Below are 20,323 nucleotides of genomic sequence, written 5' to 3' on the forward strand. Positions count from 1 at the left end.
GCTACTCACCTCCAACCTTAGCATTGATTAGGTGTTTCCAGAGAGTCACTCGTTTTAAGTTGAAAACTTTTTTAGGCATAGGTCAGTGTTGCGTCTTCTGTGGAGAGGCAAGCAGCTTCAAACGCGGCTTGACCTTGAAATATCTCAAATATCTGATCTAGTTGGGTAAGTTCAAATATAATTTTGAGTGACGGTGGAACCGTGCAAAGGCTGAAGCGCCGTCCCAGCTTTTGAGCCAGTTTGAGTGCCGACACTAATGCCATCAAACCTTTACTGTCTAATGATTCTACATACTCTAAATTCACCAGCAAGATAGAAATTCCATCTTGTGCTAGCGCTTTTGTTAAGTTTGTTTCAAATTCCAAAGCGTTTTTGGCATTTAGGCAGCCTTGAGGACTAATAACAGTTATTTTTGGATAGTCTAGTACTGCTTGCATTGTTACATCCTATTAAAGTTATTGAACTTTAAAGTTAGATGTATTTGAACATAAACTTTTTTCTCTCACATCGACCATTCGTCTTAGTTTTCTTTGCTGAATCTTTATTGCTATAGCATTGCTGTTTAAAGATTGTCCCAAACACTGGGTGATTTGTGTATAAATATACATTTTTTCCTTGTGAAGCAAATATAATCTCCACAACCCCCTGCACAAGCAGAGAATAAGCTAATGAGCATTCAAGTTGCATAGAGCTAGGGCTGAACCCTTTACTACAAGCGAATCATCCTGGAAAAATGAATGACGATTAGCTTACAGCCGTTTGCGGATGAGTAAGGTACAAAACTTCGGTCTCAAAGCCAGATATAACGCCTGTTTTACTTCTGTGCCTCCTAGGTCGGAACTGCGTTAACGCGCAGCGTACACTGAGGGGATAGTCTGACGACTGACGCCTTTATTCTGCTATAAATAGCTTGTTTTCTTTATAAACCTTATTTATCCTAAAATTTCAATTGATTTTTGCCTAAGTAAGTGTCAAGCTAACAACCTTCTCTTTAAACCTTCATTCTTGGCGGACAGTTGACTCGATAGTGAGCTAAGTTTTCAAATGGTTGTGATCTTGGTCACTGCTATAGCGATATTTGGATCACTTTTTATACCAGATGTTACCCTGGATAATAACTATTTATATAGCAGGTGTAATCTTTATGAAAACAAAATATTCTATTCGCTTATTGGTAGAAAAAGCTCTTGACATTAAAAAGTTGACTCCAGAAATAGAAGATGAAATCAACTCAGAACTGACAGAAATGGGTTATATTTCTGATGTTGACTACGAAGCTTTGGAACTATTGATGGCAGAAATGGACGCCGGTCGCGTTCAGTTGGTTTCAAGTGTAGGCTACTGCTCCTGAACGCTTGGCATCATGGCTAATTACTGAAATGTAGTTAATTAAGGTAAAGATTAAAGCAATCCACCTTCAAGATAAGCAACAGAAATTCTCATAACAGTATCACTACTGACTATTTTTTTGGTAAGCTTAACTTTATATGTCATAGCAAGGCATAAACGGTAAAGACAGTGCTTCCGCATCTGGATGAGTTTGTATTCCTCGTCATAGACTTTGCTAGACCCTTATAAAAAACCCTCCCTACTCTATTTGATGGGATTGACTGCAAACAGGAGAAGCAGTTTGCTCAATAGAGTTAATATTCCCTCTATGGTAAAGGGGTAGCTGAAGAATTCAAAACCTGCTGATCTCATCTAGCTCATACATGAAATCATTCATAAACCTTTAATACATACTTGTCCATCTTACTGAAGTACTAAAGGGTTCCTTAGATTTTTTGCTTTTGTTGAAGTGGAAGAATACACCCTGATACCAGATATAGGTTATTCCGTCTACCGTACAGCTACAATTTTTACCGATGCTGAACCTTATGCCATGCGCCTAAAGGCAGAAAATAAATTTTTGCCTACCCTAAACGATATTCCTAAAGAAGTAGATCAAAAGGCTAAGTTGCTAAGGATAAACTATCCCAATAATCCTACTGAGGCAGTTGCAACGTGAGAATTTTTTGAGGAATTGGTAGCTTTCTGTAAGCAGAAGGATACAGGCATTCGCTACCGTGCTAAGTACTCAGCACTCAGAACTTTCTTTTTGTGCTTGCCAAATTTCGTGAATAAACTGATTGAGGTGTTGCTTGGCAACAGAGGCATATCCAAGTTTTGGTTCTTTTGCCAAAACCTGACTCAAAAAACTAATGACTTCTGTGTCTAAGGCTGGTTCAAATAAATTGACAGACCAAAGCAGGTCAGAAGCATCTCGCAGGTCAGTTATGAGCGGCGTTTCTTGAGTGAAGGCGACCAGCAGTAAAGGACGCACCCAGCACAACTGACGGGAAACTACCACTTGAATAACTTCTGCATACAGCCTTCTGTCGCCATGCTCTAAAGACACAATTTGTCCTGCTTGAAAATCCGGGGTCATCTCCATAGTCACGCGGTTTAATGGCGACTACTCTATTGTTACTGGTTCTTCAATTTTAAGGGGATAAGGTGTAGGGGCGCGGCAACCTTGTGCTTATACGTTGTAAATTTTGGATTTTGAAGAGCGAATTTTTCGTCAAGCCTGTGCAGCCATCAGCCCAAAATAGCAAAAATTTTGACTACCCCCATATTTGCAGGTGTATGCTATAGAATGGGTTAATAAGTGTTAAGCAATTTTTAGACAAAAATTTCTGTTGTAGTCATTCAGCCAGAAAAGAGCAAAAAACCGTGTCTGTCGAAACCATAGAGAAGCGTTCAACATCCCGCAAGCTAGCGCCTCGATATCGCGTTTTGCTCCATAATGACGAGTACAACCCTATGGAGTATGTGGTGCAGGTTCTACTAACCACAGTACCAAACCTCACTCAACCTCAGGCTGTTAGTATCATGATGGAAGCACATACCAACGGGCTAGCCTTAGTCATTACTTGCGCTCAAGAACACGCCGAGTTCTATTGCGAAACCTTGAAAAATCATGGTTTGACTAGCACAATTGAACCTGAAGAATAAAAAGGTCTTAGGCAATAGATTACGTTGTTCAAAAAAAATCTCCTCCATCTGTCCCAGTCTCCTGCCCCTATGAGGCTGGGAGCATTTATATTTACTTTGTTGATACTGTGGTTGCCTTTCGCTGCACCAATTTATTTACTTGTGTCTGATACCAACTTAGTTAGTATCTTGACAATGGTACTGCTGTATGTTGAGTTTATCATTCTACTCAGACTATGGGGCAACCACGTTTATAATCAACCCCAGATCCTACGGCATTATGGCTTAGAACTGACGCGACTCAATGGTGTAGAACTGCTGCGCGGTTTGGCTATTGGGATTATTGGAGTTCTAATTTTGTTTGGGTTACAAGGTAGCTTAGGTTGGTTAGTGTGGCAACAACCTAAAGTTTTTTTTCTCAAACTGATTTTAGAGAGTTTAATTGTTGCCTTGGGCGTTGGGTTTGCTGAAGAATTATTATTCCGAGGCTGGTTGCTGGATGAGTTGCAACGAGATTACAGCCAAAGTCTTGCGCTTTGGGCAAGTGCGATCGCTTATGCTGCATTGCACTTTATTAAGCCGCTAGAAGCGATTATTCACATACTACCTCAATTCCCAGCCTTAGTCATATTGGGGTTAACGCAGGTATGGGGAAAGCGTTGGCGTAGGGGAAGGCTTGGTTTACCCATTGGATACCACGCGGGTTTGATTTGGGGTTATTACATTGTTAACGTGGGCGATTTAATTACGTATACAAAAAAAGTGCCCGAGTGGATGACAGGAATTGATCGTAATCCACTAGCAGGGGTTATGGGTCTATTACTTTTAAGCGTGCTGGCGTTGTCGATGAGAAGGCGAGCAGTTAAGAATTAGAAATGGGTTTGTAGTTGCGCTTGGGCGCAACTACGAGCTAAATAGACCTCTTGCAAAAGTATATTTTGTTATATAGAACCACAGATGCACACCGATAAACACAGATAATTCATCGGTGTGCATCTGTGTTTATCTGTGGTTTATTTTTAAAGATAATTGACTTTTTCAAGAAGTCTAATTTGCTGCGGTCTATCCGGATGATAGACATCTGCTCCAAGTTGATAATGGTGCATTTCACGTCTTCCAGTATCTTCGGGTGCCTAAGAATTCTAGAGATACATCATCACCCAATTGACATGAGGTAACAGTACGCGATACTCATGATTCAAGGGTTGCATAAGTTTTTTACAATGCAAAGTTTTTTAAATTTTAACTTTCATCAGCACGAGGAGGGATGGACATGGATGGCAGTTTGATCATATCCAACATCCTGAATCCGCCAGTCCTGTTTTTCTTCTTGGGGATGACTGCCGTTTTTGTCAAGTCCGATTTGGAAATTCCTGCACCTGTGCCCAAACTCCTGTCGCTTTATCTGCTGTTTGCGATCGGGTTTAAGGGGGGAGTCGAACTAATCAAAAGTGGAATTACTCAGGAAGTGGTTCTGACACTCTTTGCAGCCATGTTAATGGCGTGTTTAGTCCCAATTTACACCTTTTTTATTCTCAAGCTGAAGTTAGATACTTATGATGCTGCCGCGATCGCCGCAACCTATGGCTCCATCAGTGCTGTCACCTTCATCACGGCGAGTGCCTTTTTAACTGAGCTTGGCATTGCTTTTGATGGCTACATGGTGGCAGCCCTTGCCCTGATGGAATCTCCAGCCATTATTGTTGGTCTCATTCTGGTAAATCTATTTACTATCGAGCAAGGAAAACCACGAGACTTCGCCTGGTCTGAAGTGTTGCAAGAGGCATTTTTGAACAGTTCAGTCTTTCTCCTGGTCGGTAGCCTGGTGATTGGATTCTTGACTGGAGAACACGGTTGGCAAGTTTTGGAACCCTTTACTCAGGGGTTGTTTTATGGGGTTCTTACGTTCTTTTTACTGGACATGGGATTGGTTGCTGCCCGAAGAATTAAAGACTTGCAAAAAACCGGATTTTTCCTCATTTCGTTTGCGATACTAATTCCAATACTCAATGCAGGCATTGGGTTACTGATTGCCAAATTTATTGGTATGCCTAAGGGAGATGCACTTTTGTTTGCTGTGCTGTGTGCCAGTGCCTCTTACATCGCTGTCCCAGCAGCTATGCGGATGACCGTTCCGGAAGCGAATCCCAGTCTTTATGTTTCTACTGCTCTAGCAGTGACATTTCCGTTCAATATTATTGTGGGAATTCCGCTCTATTTGTACGGAATTAACTTGTTGTGGAGGTAATAATATGCACGTGGTTAAAAAGATAGAAATTATCGCCAACTCGTTTGAGCTTGGCAAAATTTTAGATAGTTTAGACAAGTCAGGTGTACACGGTCATGTTGTGATCCGAAATGTTGCTGGTAAAGGATTACGAGGAACGACGGAAGATTTAGACATGACAATGCTTGATAATGTTTACATTATCGCATTCTGTATGCCTGAGCAAATGAAGCCTGTTGTGGAAAACATTAGACCCCTGCTCAATAAGTTTGGAGGCACCTGTTACATCTCGGATGTCATGGAGATTCGCTCCGTAAAATGTGTCGCGTCGATGTGAGAAAATCATGAACCCAAGGAAGCATTTCATGGAACGTCGTGACTTCTTGAAGTTGGGAGTTACAGGGGCATTTGGTTTGGTGGTCACTGCTAGTGATTTACTTTCTCCAGTTGAACAGGTTCAAGCTGCTGAATTGCCCCCTGGATCTCCTCAATCCCTCAGTCCTGATGCCGCATTGCAAAAGCTGATGGAGGGAAATCAGCGGTTTATTCAGCATCAATCTCAACATCCTGATCAATCCCAAGGGCGGTTGCAGGAAGTCGCTCAAGCTCAACATCCATTTGCAACCATCTTGAGTTGTGCCGATTCACGAGTTCCCGCAGAAATTATTTTTGATTATGGCATTGGAGACATCTTTGATGTTCGGATTGCCGGAAATATTGCCACGCCTGAGGCGATCGGCAGTATTGAATATGCGGTTGCCTTGTTGGATACTCCTTTGCTAATGGTACTAGGTCATGAGCGATGTGGGGCAGTTACTGCAGCTGTACAAAACAAAGCGCTGCTCGGTGAGATTGGTAGCTTTGTTAAGGCAATTAAGCCAGCCGTGGAACAGGTCAAGGATCAGTCGGGTGATGCGGTTGAAAACGCTGTGGTTGCAAATGTGTACTATCAAATTGAACGGTTGAAGCGCTCGCCACTCTTAACTGAGCGGTTGCAGTCCGACAAATTGAAAATTGTGGGAGGTCGTTATGACTTGGATACGGGGAGGGTAACTATCATTACCTAATTTGACACAGATGACAACGCATCTTCTCAAACCCAGATGCGATAATTGATTGCTTGAAGATTGAGAACATCTGCTATTTCAGCCTAAGAGGATGTTTGGAAAGTCAAAAAAAGCTCGCGTAACGATACCCTGTCAGTAGACTCACAACTTTTTCCCTGCTTCACCTGCAAAAATTATAACAGTGGAAAAGGCTTCTTTTGCTTTTTCCACTCCTCACGAAGCCATCTCAAGTACTGTTCCCACCAAACACGCTCGCTCTAAATTCACGCCACTTAAATTAGCACCTTCTAGTTCTGCACATAGTAAATTCGCACCCGTCAAATTCGCACCAGCAAGATTTGCAGAGCGCAAGTCGGCTTCTTCTAGATTAGTCTCACTCAACAAAGCTCCTTGCAAATCTGCGCGACTCAAGTCTGCACCTTTGAGATTAGCCCCAGTCAAATTCGCACCTCGTAAGTCAGCACCTCGAAAATCAACACCTTGTAAATTGACATTCATCAAATTGGCACCACTCAAAAAAGCACCTACAAACGACACTTCACTCAGTCTTGCTCCCATTAAGTTAGCGCCACGCAAATTGCTACCCCGCAAGTCAGCACTCGTCAAATCTGCTTGCATCAAATTTGCTCCCATCAGGTTTGCTCGCAAGTCGGTTTCTACAAGGTTGGCTCCCATCAAATTTGCACCTTCTAAATGTCCACCTTCGAGTTTGGAACCTGTAAAAGTTGTGCCGACAAGGTGAGCACCAGCAAGATTGACGCGACTTAAATCAGCATTTGATAAATCCTCGTCTTCTAAAGAAGCTCCTGGCAGATGTTTGAGTTTTCCTAAGCGAATTTCTTCAATATTCATATGGTTGAAACACAATCAAAATAATTCATAAATTTCGCGTAAAAGTTAGTGACGGATGATTTATCTGGGTGAATACAGATAACTTATCCGTGACATTCGTTATGCTACAGGCTAGCCGTTGCTTTATTTGCCGTAAGTACTCATCTGCTCACCAGTCTTACTTTCGCTATCTAGCCTACTATTAAGCAGCCACATACCAGTGCTAACTTTGGGTGACATCAAGGGTAAGTCCAGTCCTTGTTGCAAACCCATGACTAACAAAGTTAGTGTATCTACAAGTTTGGGGTCAAAGCGGTACGATTGTAATTGTTTACTCTCTTCTAGAGCTTGAGCAAATATCTCCTCCCGACTGAACTGAGACGTTTTCTTCTGATTCACGCGCCACTGGAAGTCGGCGACTAATGCCAAAATTCTTGACTCCAAGGGAATTTCATCCCCAGCTAACCCCGCTGGTTCCCCTGTACCATCCCACCATTCGGTTTGATGTGTAATAATTTGTGCGATCGCTCGCAGTCGTGGCATTGTTCGTAAAACTTGCGCTCCTGGTACTAAGGGACAACTCAAGGGACTACTGGGCGCATCTTCTTGGTAGCGGGTGGAAGTCCCAGGAGAAAGAACGCTTTCGGCTCTTTGTAATGGATCTATACGTTGCAGCAACCCTGCAAGGCGTAGACGTTTCGTTTGCCATGCGGGAAGATCTAAAAGTTGCGCCATTATTTCACAGAGTGCCACAACTTCCGCTGCTGCCATTGGATTGGTTATATCAGCAGCATCTATCATTTGCGCCATCCGCAAAAATGCTTGAATTTCGTTAGAAACTAAATTGCGATCTAGTGCTTGATGCCGAGTCTGTGTAGATACGGATATATTCACTTGCCCGGTTTGCAAGTAATCTACGACGCGGGAAACCACTGAACTCAGGTCTTCTGGAGTGGCAAGACGAGGTTGAATGGTGTCTTTGTGTGCCTTGAGTTCTTTTGCCAGTTCTGAATTGTAGCTTTCGATGTGGGAAATTGCTAATTGAGCTGTTTCTTGCACTAACTCTGGCTCAAATGTCCACAATCCATAGAATTTGCGCTCTACGTCTGATGCGGGTAGCCCGGTGGAACCATAATCAGCTTCTGATAATTCTTGACAAATTACCATTGCTGTGTAATTGGGTGATAAGATAATGAGATGCCACTCCTGCGCCACTGGATCGCCTGGATCTATGGCGACTATGTTCACATTCGGCAGCTGGCTTGTAGGATGTTCGGCAAAGCCTGTATCCGGGGAAGCCATGATAGCAACTTGGCTGGCTTTTTTGGCGATATCTGCATATCTTTCGGCTTCTTGCAGATACCATTTCCCCCGTTGGAAGGCTGTGATGACTAAGGGTGTACTGTCGTCACTTAAGATGTGATCTTCCAACGCATGGCACAGGGAAACCAGAGTGTTTTTATAGTAAACGCCGTATTGAATTGGTCTTTTACTATGGCGATGGGCTGTTTCTAGCTTTTGTAAAATTGAGCCTTCTAACATGAGATTTCTTAAAATGAACCGCAAAGGCGCAGAGGGCGCAGAGGAAATGAAGGCGATGAGGAAGCAACATCTTCATCTTCCTCATCATGTCTTCTATGATACGCTTACTAGTTGTTTTTCTTTCGTCTCAACGGGTGAAGAAAGTGCTTCTTCTAAGTCGGCACAACCCAGCTTTTCTTCTAAAATTTTCATAACTTCGCGTCCGAAGTCATTAGGGTTTTGTCGCCATGCTTGCAAACAGACTTCACCAAAGAATGAACCGAGGGGTTCGGGGTTCCAGAGCATTTTCTGGACAGTCCAAGGTGTAATGTTCATCGGATCATACCCTGGTTTAAGAATATTTTCTTTGAAGGCGTATTCTTCGAGGTGGGTATGGGGTTGCAAACCGATGAAGAAAATCGCAGGTTCGACTTTATCCGCACCGAAGATGCGTTCGAGTTCACGGTGGTAGGCTATGGTTTGGCGGATGGTTTCAAGACGTTCGTCAATGACGTTAAATGAGTAATTGACAGAAACTAAGTCGTTGAATCCAGCGGCTTTCAAGTCGCGGCAGTTTTGCAAAACTGTTCGTAGGTTGTAACCCATCCGCATTTTCCGCACGAGTTCTTGAGAACCACTGGTAATACCAATTTCAAAGTAGTTCATCCCGGTTTTCGCCATCAAGTCACACAACTCTGGTGTGAGGTTGTCGGCTCTGATGTATGCTGCCCAGTGGATATCTGTCATGCCAGAATCGATGATTTTCTGTAAGAGTTCTACAGCATCGCTCATAAATTTTCGCGCTGGGATAAATTGGGCATCGGTAAACCAGAAGTTACGAATGCCGCGATCGTACAATTGCCGCATCTCAGCAACGACTTCCTCCGCTGGGTTGATGCGTACTTGTTTGCCTTCGACGACAGTGTAGACGCAATAACAGCAGTTGTGGGGACAACCACGCTTAGTTTGGACACCTATATAAAAGTCTTGTTCTTGCAGGTAATAGTTAAATTCCGGCCAGATGCTTTCAATATAGTTGTAGTCGCAAGCAGTTTTTTCTAGAGGAGCGGGTTGTTCGTGAATCAGGCGATCGCGTGGTTTATCTTCTCCTACGACATAACACCTTTCATCGCGAAATTCTTGAGCGCTTAAAAGTTTTGTCAGCAGGGTTTCGCCTTCTCCCACCGAAACAATTGTTCCCTTGGGTAAGCTTTTACCCACTTGCTCGTAAAAGACGCTGACAGCACCACCACCGACAATCACCCGAGCATGGGGGTTATAACGTTTAGCGCGTTTAATGCCCCGTTTAATTAAGCCCAAATTCCGCCACAACTCACCGTAGTATCCCGACGCAATCCGCAACAAACCAATAGCCCCTTTTATCTTGAGTAATGGATTGCGGGAGTAGAAAAACTCGAAGGAATATTGCAATGGGTTACCGCCACGTCCACCAACAGGCGCATAAATTTGAATATCCCGCCACGAATACACTAGTAGTGTGGGCTTGAATTCATCTATACACTTATCCAGGGCAGCAGCATAATCTAGAGGTGGTACTGTCCCCAAATCAAAAATCCGCTGTTCTATGGTATCAAACAGCTTGTGGACGTGATCTGCAAGATAAATTACCCCAATTGGAAAGATGGGGTTACAAGGAAGGCGAACGTAGAGAATTCGGTTGTCCATTACAGGTCTTTTAACTTCCATCTTGCTGTTTTCAAGGGAAAGCGAGAGTAATAGCTTTTAAAGAAGTGTTTATTTTGTTTTTGTCCTATATCTTAATATTACTTGACATTTAAGCCAATTATTGATTACTCCGTTTTTTTGTTGATAGCAGTGGAAATAGCTAAATCAACTTAACCATGAAATACATAATTTATAGATATAAATATTATAAAATTATAAAGATTTTTTCTAGATGATAGCTTTACAATAATATCAACTCTCTTTGCAAAGCGATGATCCACATATCTTGGTTATGGGGTAGAGGCGCACCAAAGGCAACTCGATTTCTCCCTTCGTTATTTTTTTGTGAACCGGCGAACATTATATTTGCCCGACCATAATGTACAATTGCGGAAAAGGCATAGATTTTTACAAATTTTTCATATACACCCATATCTTAAGATAGAAATAATATAGAAAACTTCAGTTGGTAGTCGGGGTTACAGCAGCTGGGGATCAGCCAGTGCTAGGTTGACTGGTGTAATATAAAATAGTGGCGTAAAGCTCCTCAGCAGTTATGGCTCAAATATTAGATCCTCTACCACCTGAGCAATCGGGTAAGATGTTCTGCTGCTACGTTAATGCCACAAGCAAAATACAGGTGGCTCGCATCTCAAATATTCCCAACTGGTACTTTGAACGGGTTGTTTTTCCTGGACAAAGGTTAGTGTTTGAAGCTCCGAGAGAAGCTCAACTCGAGATTCATACCGGCATGATGGCAAGTGCAATTTTATCGGATACGATTCCGTGCGATCGCCTTGCAATCAATGAACCTAGCATTTATGAGTTTGATACAAACTCACAACCAGCAATCGACTCTATCAATAAAAAACCAATTGTGCAAATTCATACAACAACCGGAGATTTCATCAAACCTTTACAAGTCGCTGGTTTAGTATCCATTGATTAAAAAAACAATTTTGCTTAGTTTGAGGGTTGCTGAAGTCAGCAGCCCTTTTTTGTTTATTAGATTTAGTTATCTATCTGTAGAGACGTGCCATGGCACGTCTCTATATTATCTACAATGTTTACTATGGATCTACCTACTTTTCTTTGGCTGTGGAAAATAGCAGCATGGTCGATGGGTTTATCGCTACTAGCGTATTTGCTATTGGCGGTAACGGGTATTTGGATATTTCGTACCAGAAGACTACAGCAAGAACGACCTAGCTGGTTGCGTTCTCTTCACTACTTAATCGGCAGTTGCATGGTAAGTTTAGTGCTGCTTCTGCTACTCATTGGTATTATCGGTACTTTAGGTCACTTTGGTTCCTTGGGACACTCGCCACACTTAATTGCTGGGTTGATAGTAGTGGTGCTAGTTTTGCTGTCTGGTGGGAGTGCATTACTCATCAATGCGGGACGATCTTGGGCAAGACGTCTTCATATTAGCGCTAACATTGCCCTGTTCTGTGGCTTCATCTGGGTATCGCTTACAGGCTGGAGTGTGGTACAAAAGTATTTACCATAATGAGTCACAAATGACCCGACAGCCTCACGACCAGTTCGCCAAGCAATATCTAGAAGAATTACTTTCTCCTTTAGGGAAGGTAGAAGTAAGTCGCGAAATAACTGATGAAGTTCGACAAGTTGATATTTTGTTTTTCCCTGCGCCATCTTCCAAAGCTGACCTGCAAATGGGGTTACTTGGTAAAATTGCGACGGGGGTTTCGTTGCTCGAACCCTTTCGCAATCAACCTAATAAAACTGAGGTACGTAATTGTATCCTCAAACTATTTTCTTACTATGGCGAGTTGCAGCGCAAAGCAAGGCGTGAGAGTACTTCCTTACCAGAAGATGATTTACCTCGCCTATGGATTTTGGCAACTTCTGCATCGGAAAATTTGCTTCATGATTTTGGCGCTACATTAGATTTAGAGAATTGGCAACCTGGAGTTTACTTTCTGGCTAAAGCGTTGAGGACATCTGTAGTAGCAATTAACCAGTTACCTCTAACACAGGAGACTCTTTTGCTGAGGATGTTAGGTAAGGGAGAAACCCAACGCCAAGCCGTTAGTGAATTACTAGCACTTCCAAGAAATAACCCATTACGTCAGAACGTCCAACAACTGCTTGCTAGTTGGCGTATCACTCTGATAAATCAGGGAAATTTAACTGAAGATGACCAGGAGTTAATTATGAACTTGTCCCAAGCTTATTCAGAATGGCGCGAAGCTACCTTACAAGAAGGACGACAAGAAGGACGACAAGAAGGACGACAAGAAGGACGACAAGAAGGACAACGCTTAGTGGTGGAAAACTTGCTAAGAGTTCGATTTGGGACTCTAGATGCAGAACTCTTGGGAGTAGTTGAGACAATACTACAGTTACCACCAGAAGAATATAGCCCCTTGTTGCTGGAATTATCGCGCCAAGAATTGTTAACTAGGTTTGGTGCTGACAGAAATTGATAACGATAATCTTTAATAATAATTGCCTCTTCATTATACCTAGTTAGTATTTACTGAAAACACAATATGTGATTAAGCCGTGACAGCCAACTCAGCCGATACTTCGTCTTCTATTTTTCGTCTCTCCCCTTTAATTAGAATCACCTTGTTGTCTTTATATGTGGCACTTACCACACCATTACCTTTCCTTTCTCAGGTAACAGGTGCGCCCGTAACGCCAGCGCTTTTGTGGGTGGGCATAGTTATTGGTTTTATTGCCCTATATGCAGCGTTGAGCGAACGCGTGATTTTAGATGACCAAGGAATTCAGGTCACTTATCCTAAATGGGTTCCGCGTTTTTTTCGTAAAGGCTGGTCTTTACCTTGGTCTGAAGTAAAAGAGTTAAAACTCCGCACTACGGGTCAAGGAGGACTAGTTTACTACTTCCTGAGCAAGGAAGGACAAGCTTATCTACTACCAATGCGTGTAGCCGGATTTGCTCGTTTGGTGAAACTTGTGCAAGAAAGGACAGGCATAGACACCACAGATGTCTATCCTTTAGCACAACCTTGGATGTATTTAATTTTACTTGGTTTTACACTGTTGCTGCTGTTGGTTGATGGCTGGACAATCGCCACAGCATTAGCGCAAGGTAACATAAATTAAAAAAAATATCACAGGTACAGGATTTTGTAGCGGAAGTCGCGGCTATCCTATCTTTTTGTCGTCGCACGAATAACTCATCCGTTATTTTATCCGTTGCTAAGGACAATCATCATACAAGGGTTCAATTTGGAGATTCAACAAAACACGCAGATGGGGAAACTTACCCCCAAAACACAACTGCGCTTAGAACAAGTCAGCCTGTTTGCCAACCTGAAAACTCAGGGGAAGAGTAACCCGCTGGGACACCCAATATTGCAGGATATTTCCTTTGAGGTATTTGAGGGAGAACGAGTTGCTATTGTTGGACCATCGGGTGCAGGAAAAACTCATTTATTACGCCTCCTGAACCGTTTAAGTACACCTACGAGCGGTAAAATCTATCTGGAAAATCAAGAGTATCGCCAAATTCCTGTATTGCAGCTACGCTCCTTAGTGACACTGGTACTGCAAGAGTCCAAGCTGTTGGGAATGACCGTCAAAGAAGCGATCGCTTATCCCCTGGTTTTGCGTGGTTTACCCAAACAGACAATTGAGCAACGTGTGAGTCACTCGATAGAACAGTTGCAAATTCCAGATGAATGGTTTGGACGAACTGAGGTCCAACTTTCTGCGGGTCAACGACAACTCGTGGCGATCGCTCGTGGTTTAGTTATTCAACCGAAAATTTTATTGTTAGATGAGCCAACCTCTGCCCTAGACGCAGGTAGTGCTAAGAATCTTATAGAAATTTTAAACCAGCTTGCTCAAAGTTATCAAACAACGGTTTTTATGGTAAACCACCAGCTAGAGCTAGCCCAGAAGTTTTGTACACGGTTATTGTACTTACAGCAAGGTCGCTTACTTGTCAATCAAGAAGCATCTGAGATCAGCTGGGCTAACTTACGAGAAAGCTTGACGCAAGCAAAGGCGCAAGATGAATTTGGATTTTAAAGTTGTTAGTTGTTAGTTATTGGTTGTTGGTTATTAGCTTTTCTTTGCCACTATCCACTACCCACTAACCACTACCCATTCCCCTTACCTCTGAGTACTAATCGTTGAGCGTTGATTGGTGAACCTCTGTTTAGGTAACTTTGGTGGTAAATCTGGAAGATTAGCATTTAAAATTTCTGTGTTAAATCGGTATCCTACATTGCGGATAGTTTGAATCAAACTAGGTTGGCGCGGATCTAATTCAACTTTTTTCCGCAATGATAGTACATGGGTATCAATGGTACGTGGGTTGTCTATGGCATCGGGCCAAGCACGGCGTAGTAGTTCAGACCTACTCAAAGGCACTCCTCCAGCTTGTGCTAAAACGTATAGTAAACTGAATTCCTGTGGTGTTAAGTCAATAAACTCTCCTTGGAAGCGAACGCGTCGCTGTACTAAATCAATTTGCAGAGCGCCATAATCCAAGTAAGCAGGTGCAACGGGTGTGCGCTTACGGCGAATAATTGCCTCAACCCGTGCAAGAAACTCTTGCATCCCAAAAGGTTTGCTGAGGTAGTCATCTGCTCCCGCTTTCAAACCAGCGACGATATCAGCTTCATTACTCCGAGCAGATAGCATTAAGATTAAAGGCTGTTGCTGACGATGCAACCAACGGCAGAACTCAATGCCATCACCATCAGGTAAATCAGCATCAAGAATGACCAGTGTTGGTTGATGGCTTAAAAACACTTCTCTAGCTTGATAGATACTTGCAGCTTGATGCACCCGATAGTCCAGTTGTTGCAAGTGCCAGCCAAGCAATGACCTCAGATGGGGATTTCCCTCAATGATTTCAATACAAACCGAACCCACGGTGGCAAGACCCCTTAGCGTGCATGACTTTCAAAGTAACAAAGCCTATGTCTTAGGTTTTGTAATCCTTGTTACTTCAATTGCTATTGGCTTCATATTTACTAATACCAATACTGGCAAGGTGTTTAATTCGTGCCTTGCCCAAAGCCAAGTTAGTAATATTCTTAAATTTTTGTTAGACTAAGTGAAAATGTTTTTGATGAAATATCCTGCTCAAAAAGGGGTGCTATTGACCAAAAAAGTGTCACCAAACAAGCTAACCGTTACCAAAAGAGTTTTTCAGCTTTATGGTGCAAGCAGATTCGATAGTGTTGGATAGATTGATACCTACACCCCTCACGGTAGACTGGCTATTGGTTGAAATAATTATAACAATAGCTTACTTGATAATCATATTCCCACTTTTCTGGAATAGGATCGAGATAGTCTTTAGCTGCTCGTGAGATTTCCCTTTGGGGGAGATATCTTCTTTTAGTTAATGCCAAACTGAAAGTGAGACTTCACATCTGAGCTTCGATAAATTACCATTCTCTATTCCAAACAGTTTTCTGCCAGCAGTTATGCTCCAAGACACACAAACCATCCGCTATTACCAAAGATTAACGGACGCCTTCGTCGAGTTATGGAATCGCGGCTATCGTACCGATGATATGCGGATGTATTTGGACGGCTATATAGCCGCACTGCGACACGGTAACGCCATTGAACCGTATCTGATTCATCGCTTAGAAGAGGAGGCTAATCGCTACTTGCACGATGTTTCTAACTTTACGATGACGCAACCACAACCGGATTACTATTAAAACCTGTTCTCAGTTCTAAATAGTATCCCCACAGCAACGCAGATGATCATAACATATATAATTATCTGCATACCAGTGGTCTGGCAATTTGGATATATTTCTTTACAATTACAGCTAAGTAGTCCTGAACAACGAGTCATAAGTAATGAGTGTGCTGACTCATTAGCACACTCATCACTTAAATCTCAGTAAGACCAGCGTTGCTAGAAGGAAACCCTCCTGCAACGCTGGATCTTTAGGATTGTTTTTGCTGAAAGCTAACTGCTAATTATGAGAAGCTTAACTTCATGAAGCCAGTGCAACTTCCACCATTTGCTGCAATTCGCCTTTCTGGTACAGTTCAATTAAGATATCTGAACCCCCAACAAATTGACCGTTTATATACACTTGGGGAATTGTTGGCCAGTTGGAATATTCTTTAATTCCTTGGCGGAGTTCGGCGTCATCCAAAATATTAACCGTCTCGAAGGGAACTCCCAAGGTATTTAGTATTTGCACGACGTTGTTGGAGAAACCACACATGGGCATTAACTTGGTTCCCTTCATAAACACCAAAATCTTGTTTTGCTGCATCAAATTATCAAGTTGCTCTTTGAGTTCTGGGGTCATCGTCTTTTTGTTTCCTGATTTGCTCTTAGTCTAATTGCTGATATTGTCTTTTGCCCTTAGTCATTAGTCTTTACTGATAACTAATGACTATTTTGCCAAGATTCGGGAGTATAGGTTTTTAGTGCCAAGGCATGGATCGCTTCACTAGACATGGCTTGCCTAAGGGCACCATAGACCAACTGGTGCTGTTGCACCAGTCCTTTACCTGCAAACTGCGATGAAACTACTGTCACTTGATAGTGGTCCCCGCCTCCAGTCAAGTCTTGCACTTGAACTTGAGCGTCAGGCAGTTCTCCCTTGATCATTTCCTCAACTTGCTGCGGACTAATCATCGCAATTCCTAAATAATGTCAAACCCTAATAGGGATTTTAACCTCCGCATCAGGGCAATTCAAAACATGCCCTACGTGTATGCTATGTGCAATTCGCACATCCTCCGCAGGAGGCACAAAATTCAAAATTATACAACCTACTTTTGGTAGACATCTTAGCTGCTAATATCACACAAATTCAATGTGTAACAGTTGACCACATCTACTTCAAACCTTAATAGGGATTCAAATATCAAGAGTCCCCACCATCGATAGTATTCTCATTCTACCATTCAACTGAATGGGGAGGTGAGGAGGTGAGGAGGTGAGGAGGTGAGGAGGTGAGGAGGTGAGGAGGTGAGAACAGAGGTAATTTGATTATTTCTTCTGGGAGGGGGAAGAGGGAGAGGGGGAAGAGGCGCTGCTACCCCCTTTAGGAAACGGAGCATCAACAAAGCCCAACTCCAACAACTGCTGATAAGCTTTTTTACCTAAATCCCGTGTTGGGTTTTGGCTCTTAACTATTTGAATGAGCAATGGTACTGCTAATTCAGGCTTATTTTGCGCTCTATGTACTAATGCTAGCTGGTAGGTGGCTTCATCCCGCATTTGGGCAGTTTCTAATGCCTTTTTCCGCTGGGTATCAGCAACTCTATTGTCAATTCCAGAAAAGCTAGAGTTCAGCTCTTGATAGAAATTAGAGAGCTGATTAAAAACGGTTCGGGCTTCTTGAAGTTTCTTTGCAGCTGCATCATAGTTTTGGGAAGAAACTGCATTACCAGCCTCTGTCATTAAACGCTTCCCCCCCTCAAGGCTCAAAAGGCTATTATTTTGTCCTGTTGGACGGAGGTTATTTGGATCGTTGGGATCAATAGGTTGTGGTTGGCTAGAGCCACTTGGTAGATTTACCTGAGCATTGACAGGTGAGAGCAGACTGAGGGCTGCTATTACTGCTAAAGAAGTGAAGCGAAATATGGGAACGGTTGCAGACAAGTTCATGAGGTCATTTAGTAAGGATCACTAAAAAACAGTTATAGAAACTTCGGGTATCTTAACTCTGTTTTGAACTTTGACCAAACAGCCGTATATTAAGTTTCCCTGATTTTAAAGTGAAAATCGATTAAACCCATATCAGCGAGGCACTAGCAATTGTGGGTTATTGATTTGGCATCACAAGACTTAGGGCGACTCAATACCAGGGAATCGACTTTAGGTATTTAGTCATGAGCGATGACAAAGACAAAGGACAAATCAAGAATTGGGCATTTCTGCAAATGCTCGACAACTGACTTTTGATTCGTGATGGCTTAATTTTTGGAGAGCCATTGTTAAGTCAGTCGTAAGACGCTTAGCATTGTGTTTCAAAGCTCCTCTAGTGTAATCTGCGACTTCTATTGGGTGTCCAATATGAATACTCACATCAGTACCCCATGCAGGTAATTGTTGGCTGTAATTAATGCTGACAGGTATGATTTTTATACCTAATCCAGGATGACTGAATTCCGTACTCAAAGCCAGACGAGCTATTCCAGGCTTTAATGGGTGAACTTTTCCATCGCGAAAAATGCCACCCTCTGGGTAAATAACTAAAGTTTCCCCATGTTCAAGGAGTTCAACACTATGACGAAGAGTCGTGATTGAAGGTTGTTGAGGATCTACAGAAAAGCCTCCTAAGCGTCGGACAAACCAGCCTTGCAACCCTTGGCACTCAGTGATGGTTACCATAAATCGCAAATCTCGTCCCGTCGCACACCGACCAGTTGCGTATGCTAAGAGCAAAGGATCCCAACGCGCCCGATGGGTGGGCGCAAGGATAATAGGACCAGTATTGGGAAGGTTTTCTTGTCCAGTGACTCTAATGTCCCCAAAGAATAACGGTAGAAGAAAGTGACCGCCCAAGAAATATGCCACATGGCTTAACCAAGGAGAAATCCGAGAGGTAGTAATGTGAGCCACCTTAGCATTTGCTGGCGTCGTAGCAGGATTATCACAAGAAGTATCGGAGGAAGAGTTAAACTCAATCATGACGGTGGCTGCTGGCTGTTGGGTTGAATACATTCAAAACTCTGTTAAATACACCGTAGATTTTCTTCCCTGACTTGTGTAGCACCAACTGGACACTTTTCCCTCTGTCCGTTAGTTAGAGATATGTCGCCGATGAGTAAACCAAGCTTGCAATTGCTGACGACAGGCAGACTCTAAAATACCGCCAATGACTCGCAGGCGGTGATTGGAAGCAGCACTATCAGGGATATTGGCGACAGTACGAATTGCACCAGTTTTGGGATCGTCCACCCCATAGACTAAAAGTCCTATACGCGCCTGTACAATAGCGCCCGCACACATTGGGCACGGTTCCAAAGTAACGTAAAGGGTGCATTGGTTAAGACGCCAAGTTTGTAACCTTTGAGCGGCTGCTCTGATAGCAATAATTTCCGCGTGAGCTATAGGGTCATTGTCGCGTTCTTTTCTGTTTTCTCCTTCTGCAATCAAACTTCCAGATGAATCAATAATAACAGCGCCCACGGGGACTTCATCCGCATCGCCCGCAACTTGTGCCAAGTCTAAGGCGTAACTCATCCATTGCCGATGTATAAGATATTCCGGGTACTCAATGGGCATTTTTTTAGTCGTAACAAAGAGGACAAGGGGAGATAGGGAGGTGGGATCATGGGGTGGATCAAACTGTCTTCACGTCTTTGCGTCTGCGTGTTCTCTTTGCCCCTGTCCCCGCGTCCCCTTGTTCCTTTTTCTAAACAACAGGTTGAGCGAGGAGGGGATCTAACTGACCTTGCGAATCTAGCTGATAAAGGTCATCACAACCGCCGATGTGTTGGTTGTTAATAAAAATCTGCGGAACTGTGCGCCGTCCGTTGGCACGTTCTGCCATCTTCGCTCTGGCTGCTTCGTTACCATCAATTTTGTATTCATTGAATTTCACGCCTTTCCACCACAACAGCATTTTGGCACGAATGCAATAAGGGCATGTTTGCCAGGTGTAGATTTCAACGGCGGCTTTTATGCGCTGTGGATGGCGATTGAATAGGGAGTTCAAAAAATTCAACATCATGCTTTTTTTCTTATGAATCGTTTTCATCTGTCTCTAGCCTAGTTCATGACTGTTTAGAGAGAGACGGCAGGAAGTCATCGCCCTTGAGTGCTAAAAAAATCGTCGCTGTGCGTTCTAACCGAGGATTTGAGTTGTTGTATTTTTGCCAGAAAAATTTCATCCTTACAGGTCGTTGTGAAAAAACGATGATAATTGATGACTCTACGAGGGCATGAATATTACTGGTGTTACAGGTTTAACCCAAGCGACTCTTGCGACGCTGAAAGCTTTAGGGGCAGTGAAAAATTAAAGTATGAGTTGTACATAATGCGCCTACACCGGACATTAGAAGCAAAACTTAACAT

Annotated in this window: 24 protein-coding genes and 1 pseudogene; 13 read left to right on the forward strand and 12 right to left on the reverse strand. The window is 43.0% G+C overall.

Features of this window, described 5'->3' with window-relative positions:
• Positions 1 to 71 precede the first annotated feature (71 nt).
• On the reverse strand, positions 72 to 437 hold the full coding sequence (locus MAS10914_RS0107680) for an STAS domain-containing protein (protein WP_017315334.1): 366 nt from the start codon (positions 435 to 437) through the stop codon (positions 72 to 74).
• Positions 438 to 1,144: 707 nt separating this feature from the next.
• Here MAS10914_RS0107680 and MAS10914_RS0107685 point away from each other — a divergent pair.
• Both MAS10914_RS0107685 and MAS10914_RS0107690 read left to right on the forward strand, forming a co-directional pair.
• On the forward strand, positions 1,145 to 1,351 hold the full coding sequence (locus MAS10914_RS0107685; RefSeq protein ID WP_017315335.1) for a hypothetical protein: 207 nt from the start codon (positions 1,145 to 1,147) through the stop codon (positions 1,349 to 1,351).
• Positions 1,352 to 1,792: 441 nt separating this feature from the next.
• Positions 1,793 to 2,008, forward strand: a pseudogene (locus tag MAS10914_RS0107690) (aminotransferase class I/II-fold pyridoxal phosphate-dependent enzyme); the annotation flags it as partial.
• Positions 2,009 to 2,077: 69 nt separating this feature from the next.
• Here MAS10914_RS0107690 and MAS10914_RS0107695 read toward each other — a convergent pair.
• Complete coding sequence (locus MAS10914_RS0107695) at positions 2,078 to 2,434, reverse strand: hypothetical protein (RefSeq protein WP_017315337.1); 357 nt, start codon at positions 2,432 to 2,434, stop codon at positions 2,078 to 2,080.
• Positions 2,435 to 2,715: 281 nt separating this feature from the next.
• Between MAS10914_RS0107695 and clpS the strand changes: the two genes are divergently transcribed.
• The 5 genes from clpS (at position 2,716) to MAS10914_RS0107720 (ending at position 6,270) form a co-directional block, all read left to right on the forward strand.
• On the forward strand, positions 2,716 to 2,997 hold the full coding sequence (gene clpS, locus MAS10914_RS0107700; RefSeq protein WP_017315338.1) for an ATP-dependent Clp protease adapter ClpS: 282 nt from the start codon (positions 2,716 to 2,718) through the stop codon (positions 2,995 to 2,997).
• A 69-nt stretch (positions 2,998 to 3,066) separates the two neighbouring features.
• Positions 3,067 to 3,849, forward strand: coding sequence for a CPBP family intramembrane glutamic endopeptidase (locus tag MAS10914_RS0107705; protein WP_017315339.1), 783 nt, complete (start codon positions 3,067 to 3,069; stop codon positions 3,847 to 3,849).
• 400 nt (positions 3,850 to 4,249) lie between these two features.
• Positions 4,250 to 5,224: a sodium-dependent bicarbonate transport family permease gene (locus tag MAS10914_RS0107710; RefSeq protein WP_017315340.1), complete on the forward strand. Its 975-nt coding sequence runs from the start codon at positions 4,250 to 4,252 to the stop codon at positions 5,222 to 5,224.
• Between the two features lie 4 nt (positions 5,225 to 5,228).
• On the forward strand, positions 5,229 to 5,540 hold the full coding sequence (locus MAS10914_RS0107715; protein ID WP_017315341.1) for a P-II family nitrogen regulator: 312 nt from the start codon (positions 5,229 to 5,231) through the stop codon (positions 5,538 to 5,540).
• A gap of 28 nt (positions 5,541 to 5,568) precedes the next feature.
• On the forward strand, positions 5,569 to 6,270 hold the full coding sequence (locus tag MAS10914_RS0107720; protein ID WP_017315342.1) for a carbonic anhydrase: 702 nt from the start codon (positions 5,569 to 5,571) through the stop codon (positions 6,268 to 6,270).
• A gap of 213 nt (positions 6,271 to 6,483) precedes the next feature.
• Here MAS10914_RS0107720 and MAS10914_RS0107725 read toward each other — a convergent pair whose 3' ends face one another.
• The 3 genes from MAS10914_RS0107725 to MAS10914_RS0107735 form a co-directional block, all read right to left on the reverse strand.
• Positions 6,484 to 7,122 carry a pentapeptide repeat-containing protein gene (locus tag MAS10914_RS0107725; protein WP_017315343.1) on the reverse strand — a complete coding sequence of 213 codons (639 nt, stop codon included), beginning with the start codon at positions 7,120 to 7,122 and terminating at the stop codon, positions 6,484 to 6,486.
• 123 nt (positions 7,123 to 7,245) lie between these two features.
• Positions 7,246 to 8,643 carry a DICT sensory domain-containing protein gene (locus MAS10914_RS0107730; RefSeq protein ID WP_017315344.1) on the reverse strand — a complete coding sequence of 466 codons (1,398 nt, stop codon included), beginning with the start codon at positions 8,641 to 8,643 and terminating at the stop codon, positions 7,246 to 7,248.
• Positions 8,644 to 8,736: 93 nt separating this feature from the next.
• Positions 8,737 to 10,329 carry a photosystem II high light acclimation radical SAM protein gene (locus MAS10914_RS0107735; protein ID WP_026082406.1) on the reverse strand — a complete coding sequence of 531 codons (1,593 nt, stop codon included), beginning with the start codon at positions 10,327 to 10,329 and terminating at the stop codon, positions 8,737 to 8,739.
• A 535-nt stretch (positions 10,330 to 10,864) separates the two neighbouring features.
• Between MAS10914_RS0107735 and MAS10914_RS0107745 the strand changes: the two genes are divergently transcribed.
• From MAS10914_RS0107745 to MAS10914_RS0107765, 5 genes are all read left to right on the forward strand, one after another.
• Positions 10,865 to 11,257 carry a DUF1830 domain-containing protein gene (locus tag MAS10914_RS0107745; protein ID WP_017315347.1) on the forward strand — a complete coding sequence of 131 codons (393 nt, stop codon included), beginning with the start codon at positions 10,865 to 10,867 and terminating at the stop codon, positions 11,255 to 11,257.
• A 123-nt stretch (positions 11,258 to 11,380) separates the two neighbouring features.
• Positions 11,381 to 11,818 carry a DUF4079 domain-containing protein gene (locus MAS10914_RS0107750; RefSeq protein ID WP_026082407.1) on the forward strand — a complete coding sequence of 146 codons (438 nt, stop codon included), beginning with the start codon at positions 11,381 to 11,383 and terminating at the stop codon, positions 11,816 to 11,818.
• Positions 11,819 to 11,828: 10 nt separating this feature from the next.
• A complete protein-coding gene (locus tag MAS10914_RS0107755) occupies positions 11,829 to 12,758 on the forward strand; it encodes an RpnC/YadD family protein (RefSeq protein ID WP_017315349.1) in 930 nt (309 codons plus the stop codon).
• Positions 12,759 to 12,837: 79 nt separating this feature from the next.
• Entirely contained in the window at positions 12,838 to 13,404 is a 567-nt protein-coding gene (locus tag MAS10914_RS0107760; RefSeq protein ID WP_017315350.1) for a hypothetical protein, read from the forward strand.
• A gap of 150 nt (positions 13,405 to 13,554) precedes the next feature.
• Positions 13,555 to 14,334: an ABC transporter ATP-binding protein gene (locus MAS10914_RS0107765; protein ID WP_017315351.1), complete on the forward strand. Its 780-nt coding sequence runs from the start codon at positions 13,555 to 13,557 to the stop codon at positions 14,332 to 14,334.
• 84 nt (positions 14,335 to 14,418) lie between these two features.
• Here the strand turns inward: MAS10914_RS0107765 and MAS10914_RS0107770 are convergent, their stop codons facing one another.
• A complete protein-coding gene (locus MAS10914_RS0107770; protein WP_026082408.1) occupies positions 14,419 to 15,186 on the reverse strand; it encodes a response regulator transcription factor in 768 nt (255 codons plus the stop codon).
• A gap of 560 nt (positions 15,187 to 15,746) precedes the next feature.
• Between MAS10914_RS0107770 and MAS10914_RS0107775 the strand changes: the two genes are divergently transcribed.
• Positions 15,747 to 15,989 (forward strand): DUF6761 family protein, encoded by a 243-nt coding sequence (locus tag MAS10914_RS0107775; protein ID WP_017315354.1) that lies wholly within the window; start codon positions 15,747 to 15,749, stop codon positions 15,987 to 15,989.
• Between the two features lie 285 nt (positions 15,990 to 16,274).
• Here MAS10914_RS0107775 and grxD read toward each other — a convergent pair whose 3' ends face one another.
• From grxD to grxC, 6 genes are all read right to left on the reverse strand, one after another.
• A complete protein-coding gene (grxD, locus tag MAS10914_RS0107780; RefSeq protein WP_017315355.1) occupies positions 16,275 to 16,598 on the reverse strand; it encodes a Grx4 family monothiol glutaredoxin in 324 nt (107 codons plus the stop codon).
• An 80-nt stretch (positions 16,599 to 16,678) separates the two neighbouring features.
• Entirely contained in the window at positions 16,679 to 16,930 is a 252-nt protein-coding gene (locus tag MAS10914_RS0107785) for a BolA family protein (protein ID WP_017315356.1), read from the reverse strand.
• Between the two features lie 357 nt (positions 16,931 to 17,287).
• The gene (locus tag MAS10914_RS0107790) at positions 17,288 to 17,908 is read right to left on the reverse strand and encodes a hypothetical protein (protein ID WP_017315357.1); all 621 of its coding nucleotides are present in this window, start codon (positions 17,906 to 17,908) and stop codon (positions 17,288 to 17,290) included.
• Positions 17,909 to 18,160: 252 nt separating this feature from the next.
• Positions 18,161 to 18,967, reverse strand: a complete 807-nt coding sequence (locus tag MAS10914_RS0107795; RefSeq protein WP_017315358.1) for a lysophospholipid acyltransferase family protein — start codon at positions 18,965 to 18,967, stop codon at positions 18,161 to 18,163.
• Positions 18,968 to 19,045: 78 nt separating this feature from the next.
• On the reverse strand, positions 19,046 to 19,531 hold the full coding sequence (tadA, locus tag MAS10914_RS0107800) for a tRNA adenosine(34) deaminase TadA (protein ID WP_071599806.1): 486 nt from the start codon (positions 19,529 to 19,531) through the stop codon (positions 19,046 to 19,048).
• A gap of 130 nt (positions 19,532 to 19,661) precedes the next feature.
• The gene (gene grxC / locus MAS10914_RS0107805) at positions 19,662 to 19,976 is read right to left on the reverse strand and encodes a glutaredoxin 3 (protein WP_026082409.1); all 315 of its coding nucleotides are present in this window, start codon (positions 19,974 to 19,976) and stop codon (positions 19,662 to 19,664) included.
• Positions 19,977 to 20,323: the final 347 nt, after the last annotated feature.

This window comes from Mastigocladopsis repens PCC 10914 (assembly GCF_000315565.1).
Taxonomy (GTDB): domain Bacteria; phylum Cyanobacteriota; class Cyanobacteriia; order Cyanobacteriales; family Nostocaceae; genus Mastigocladopsis; species Mastigocladopsis repens.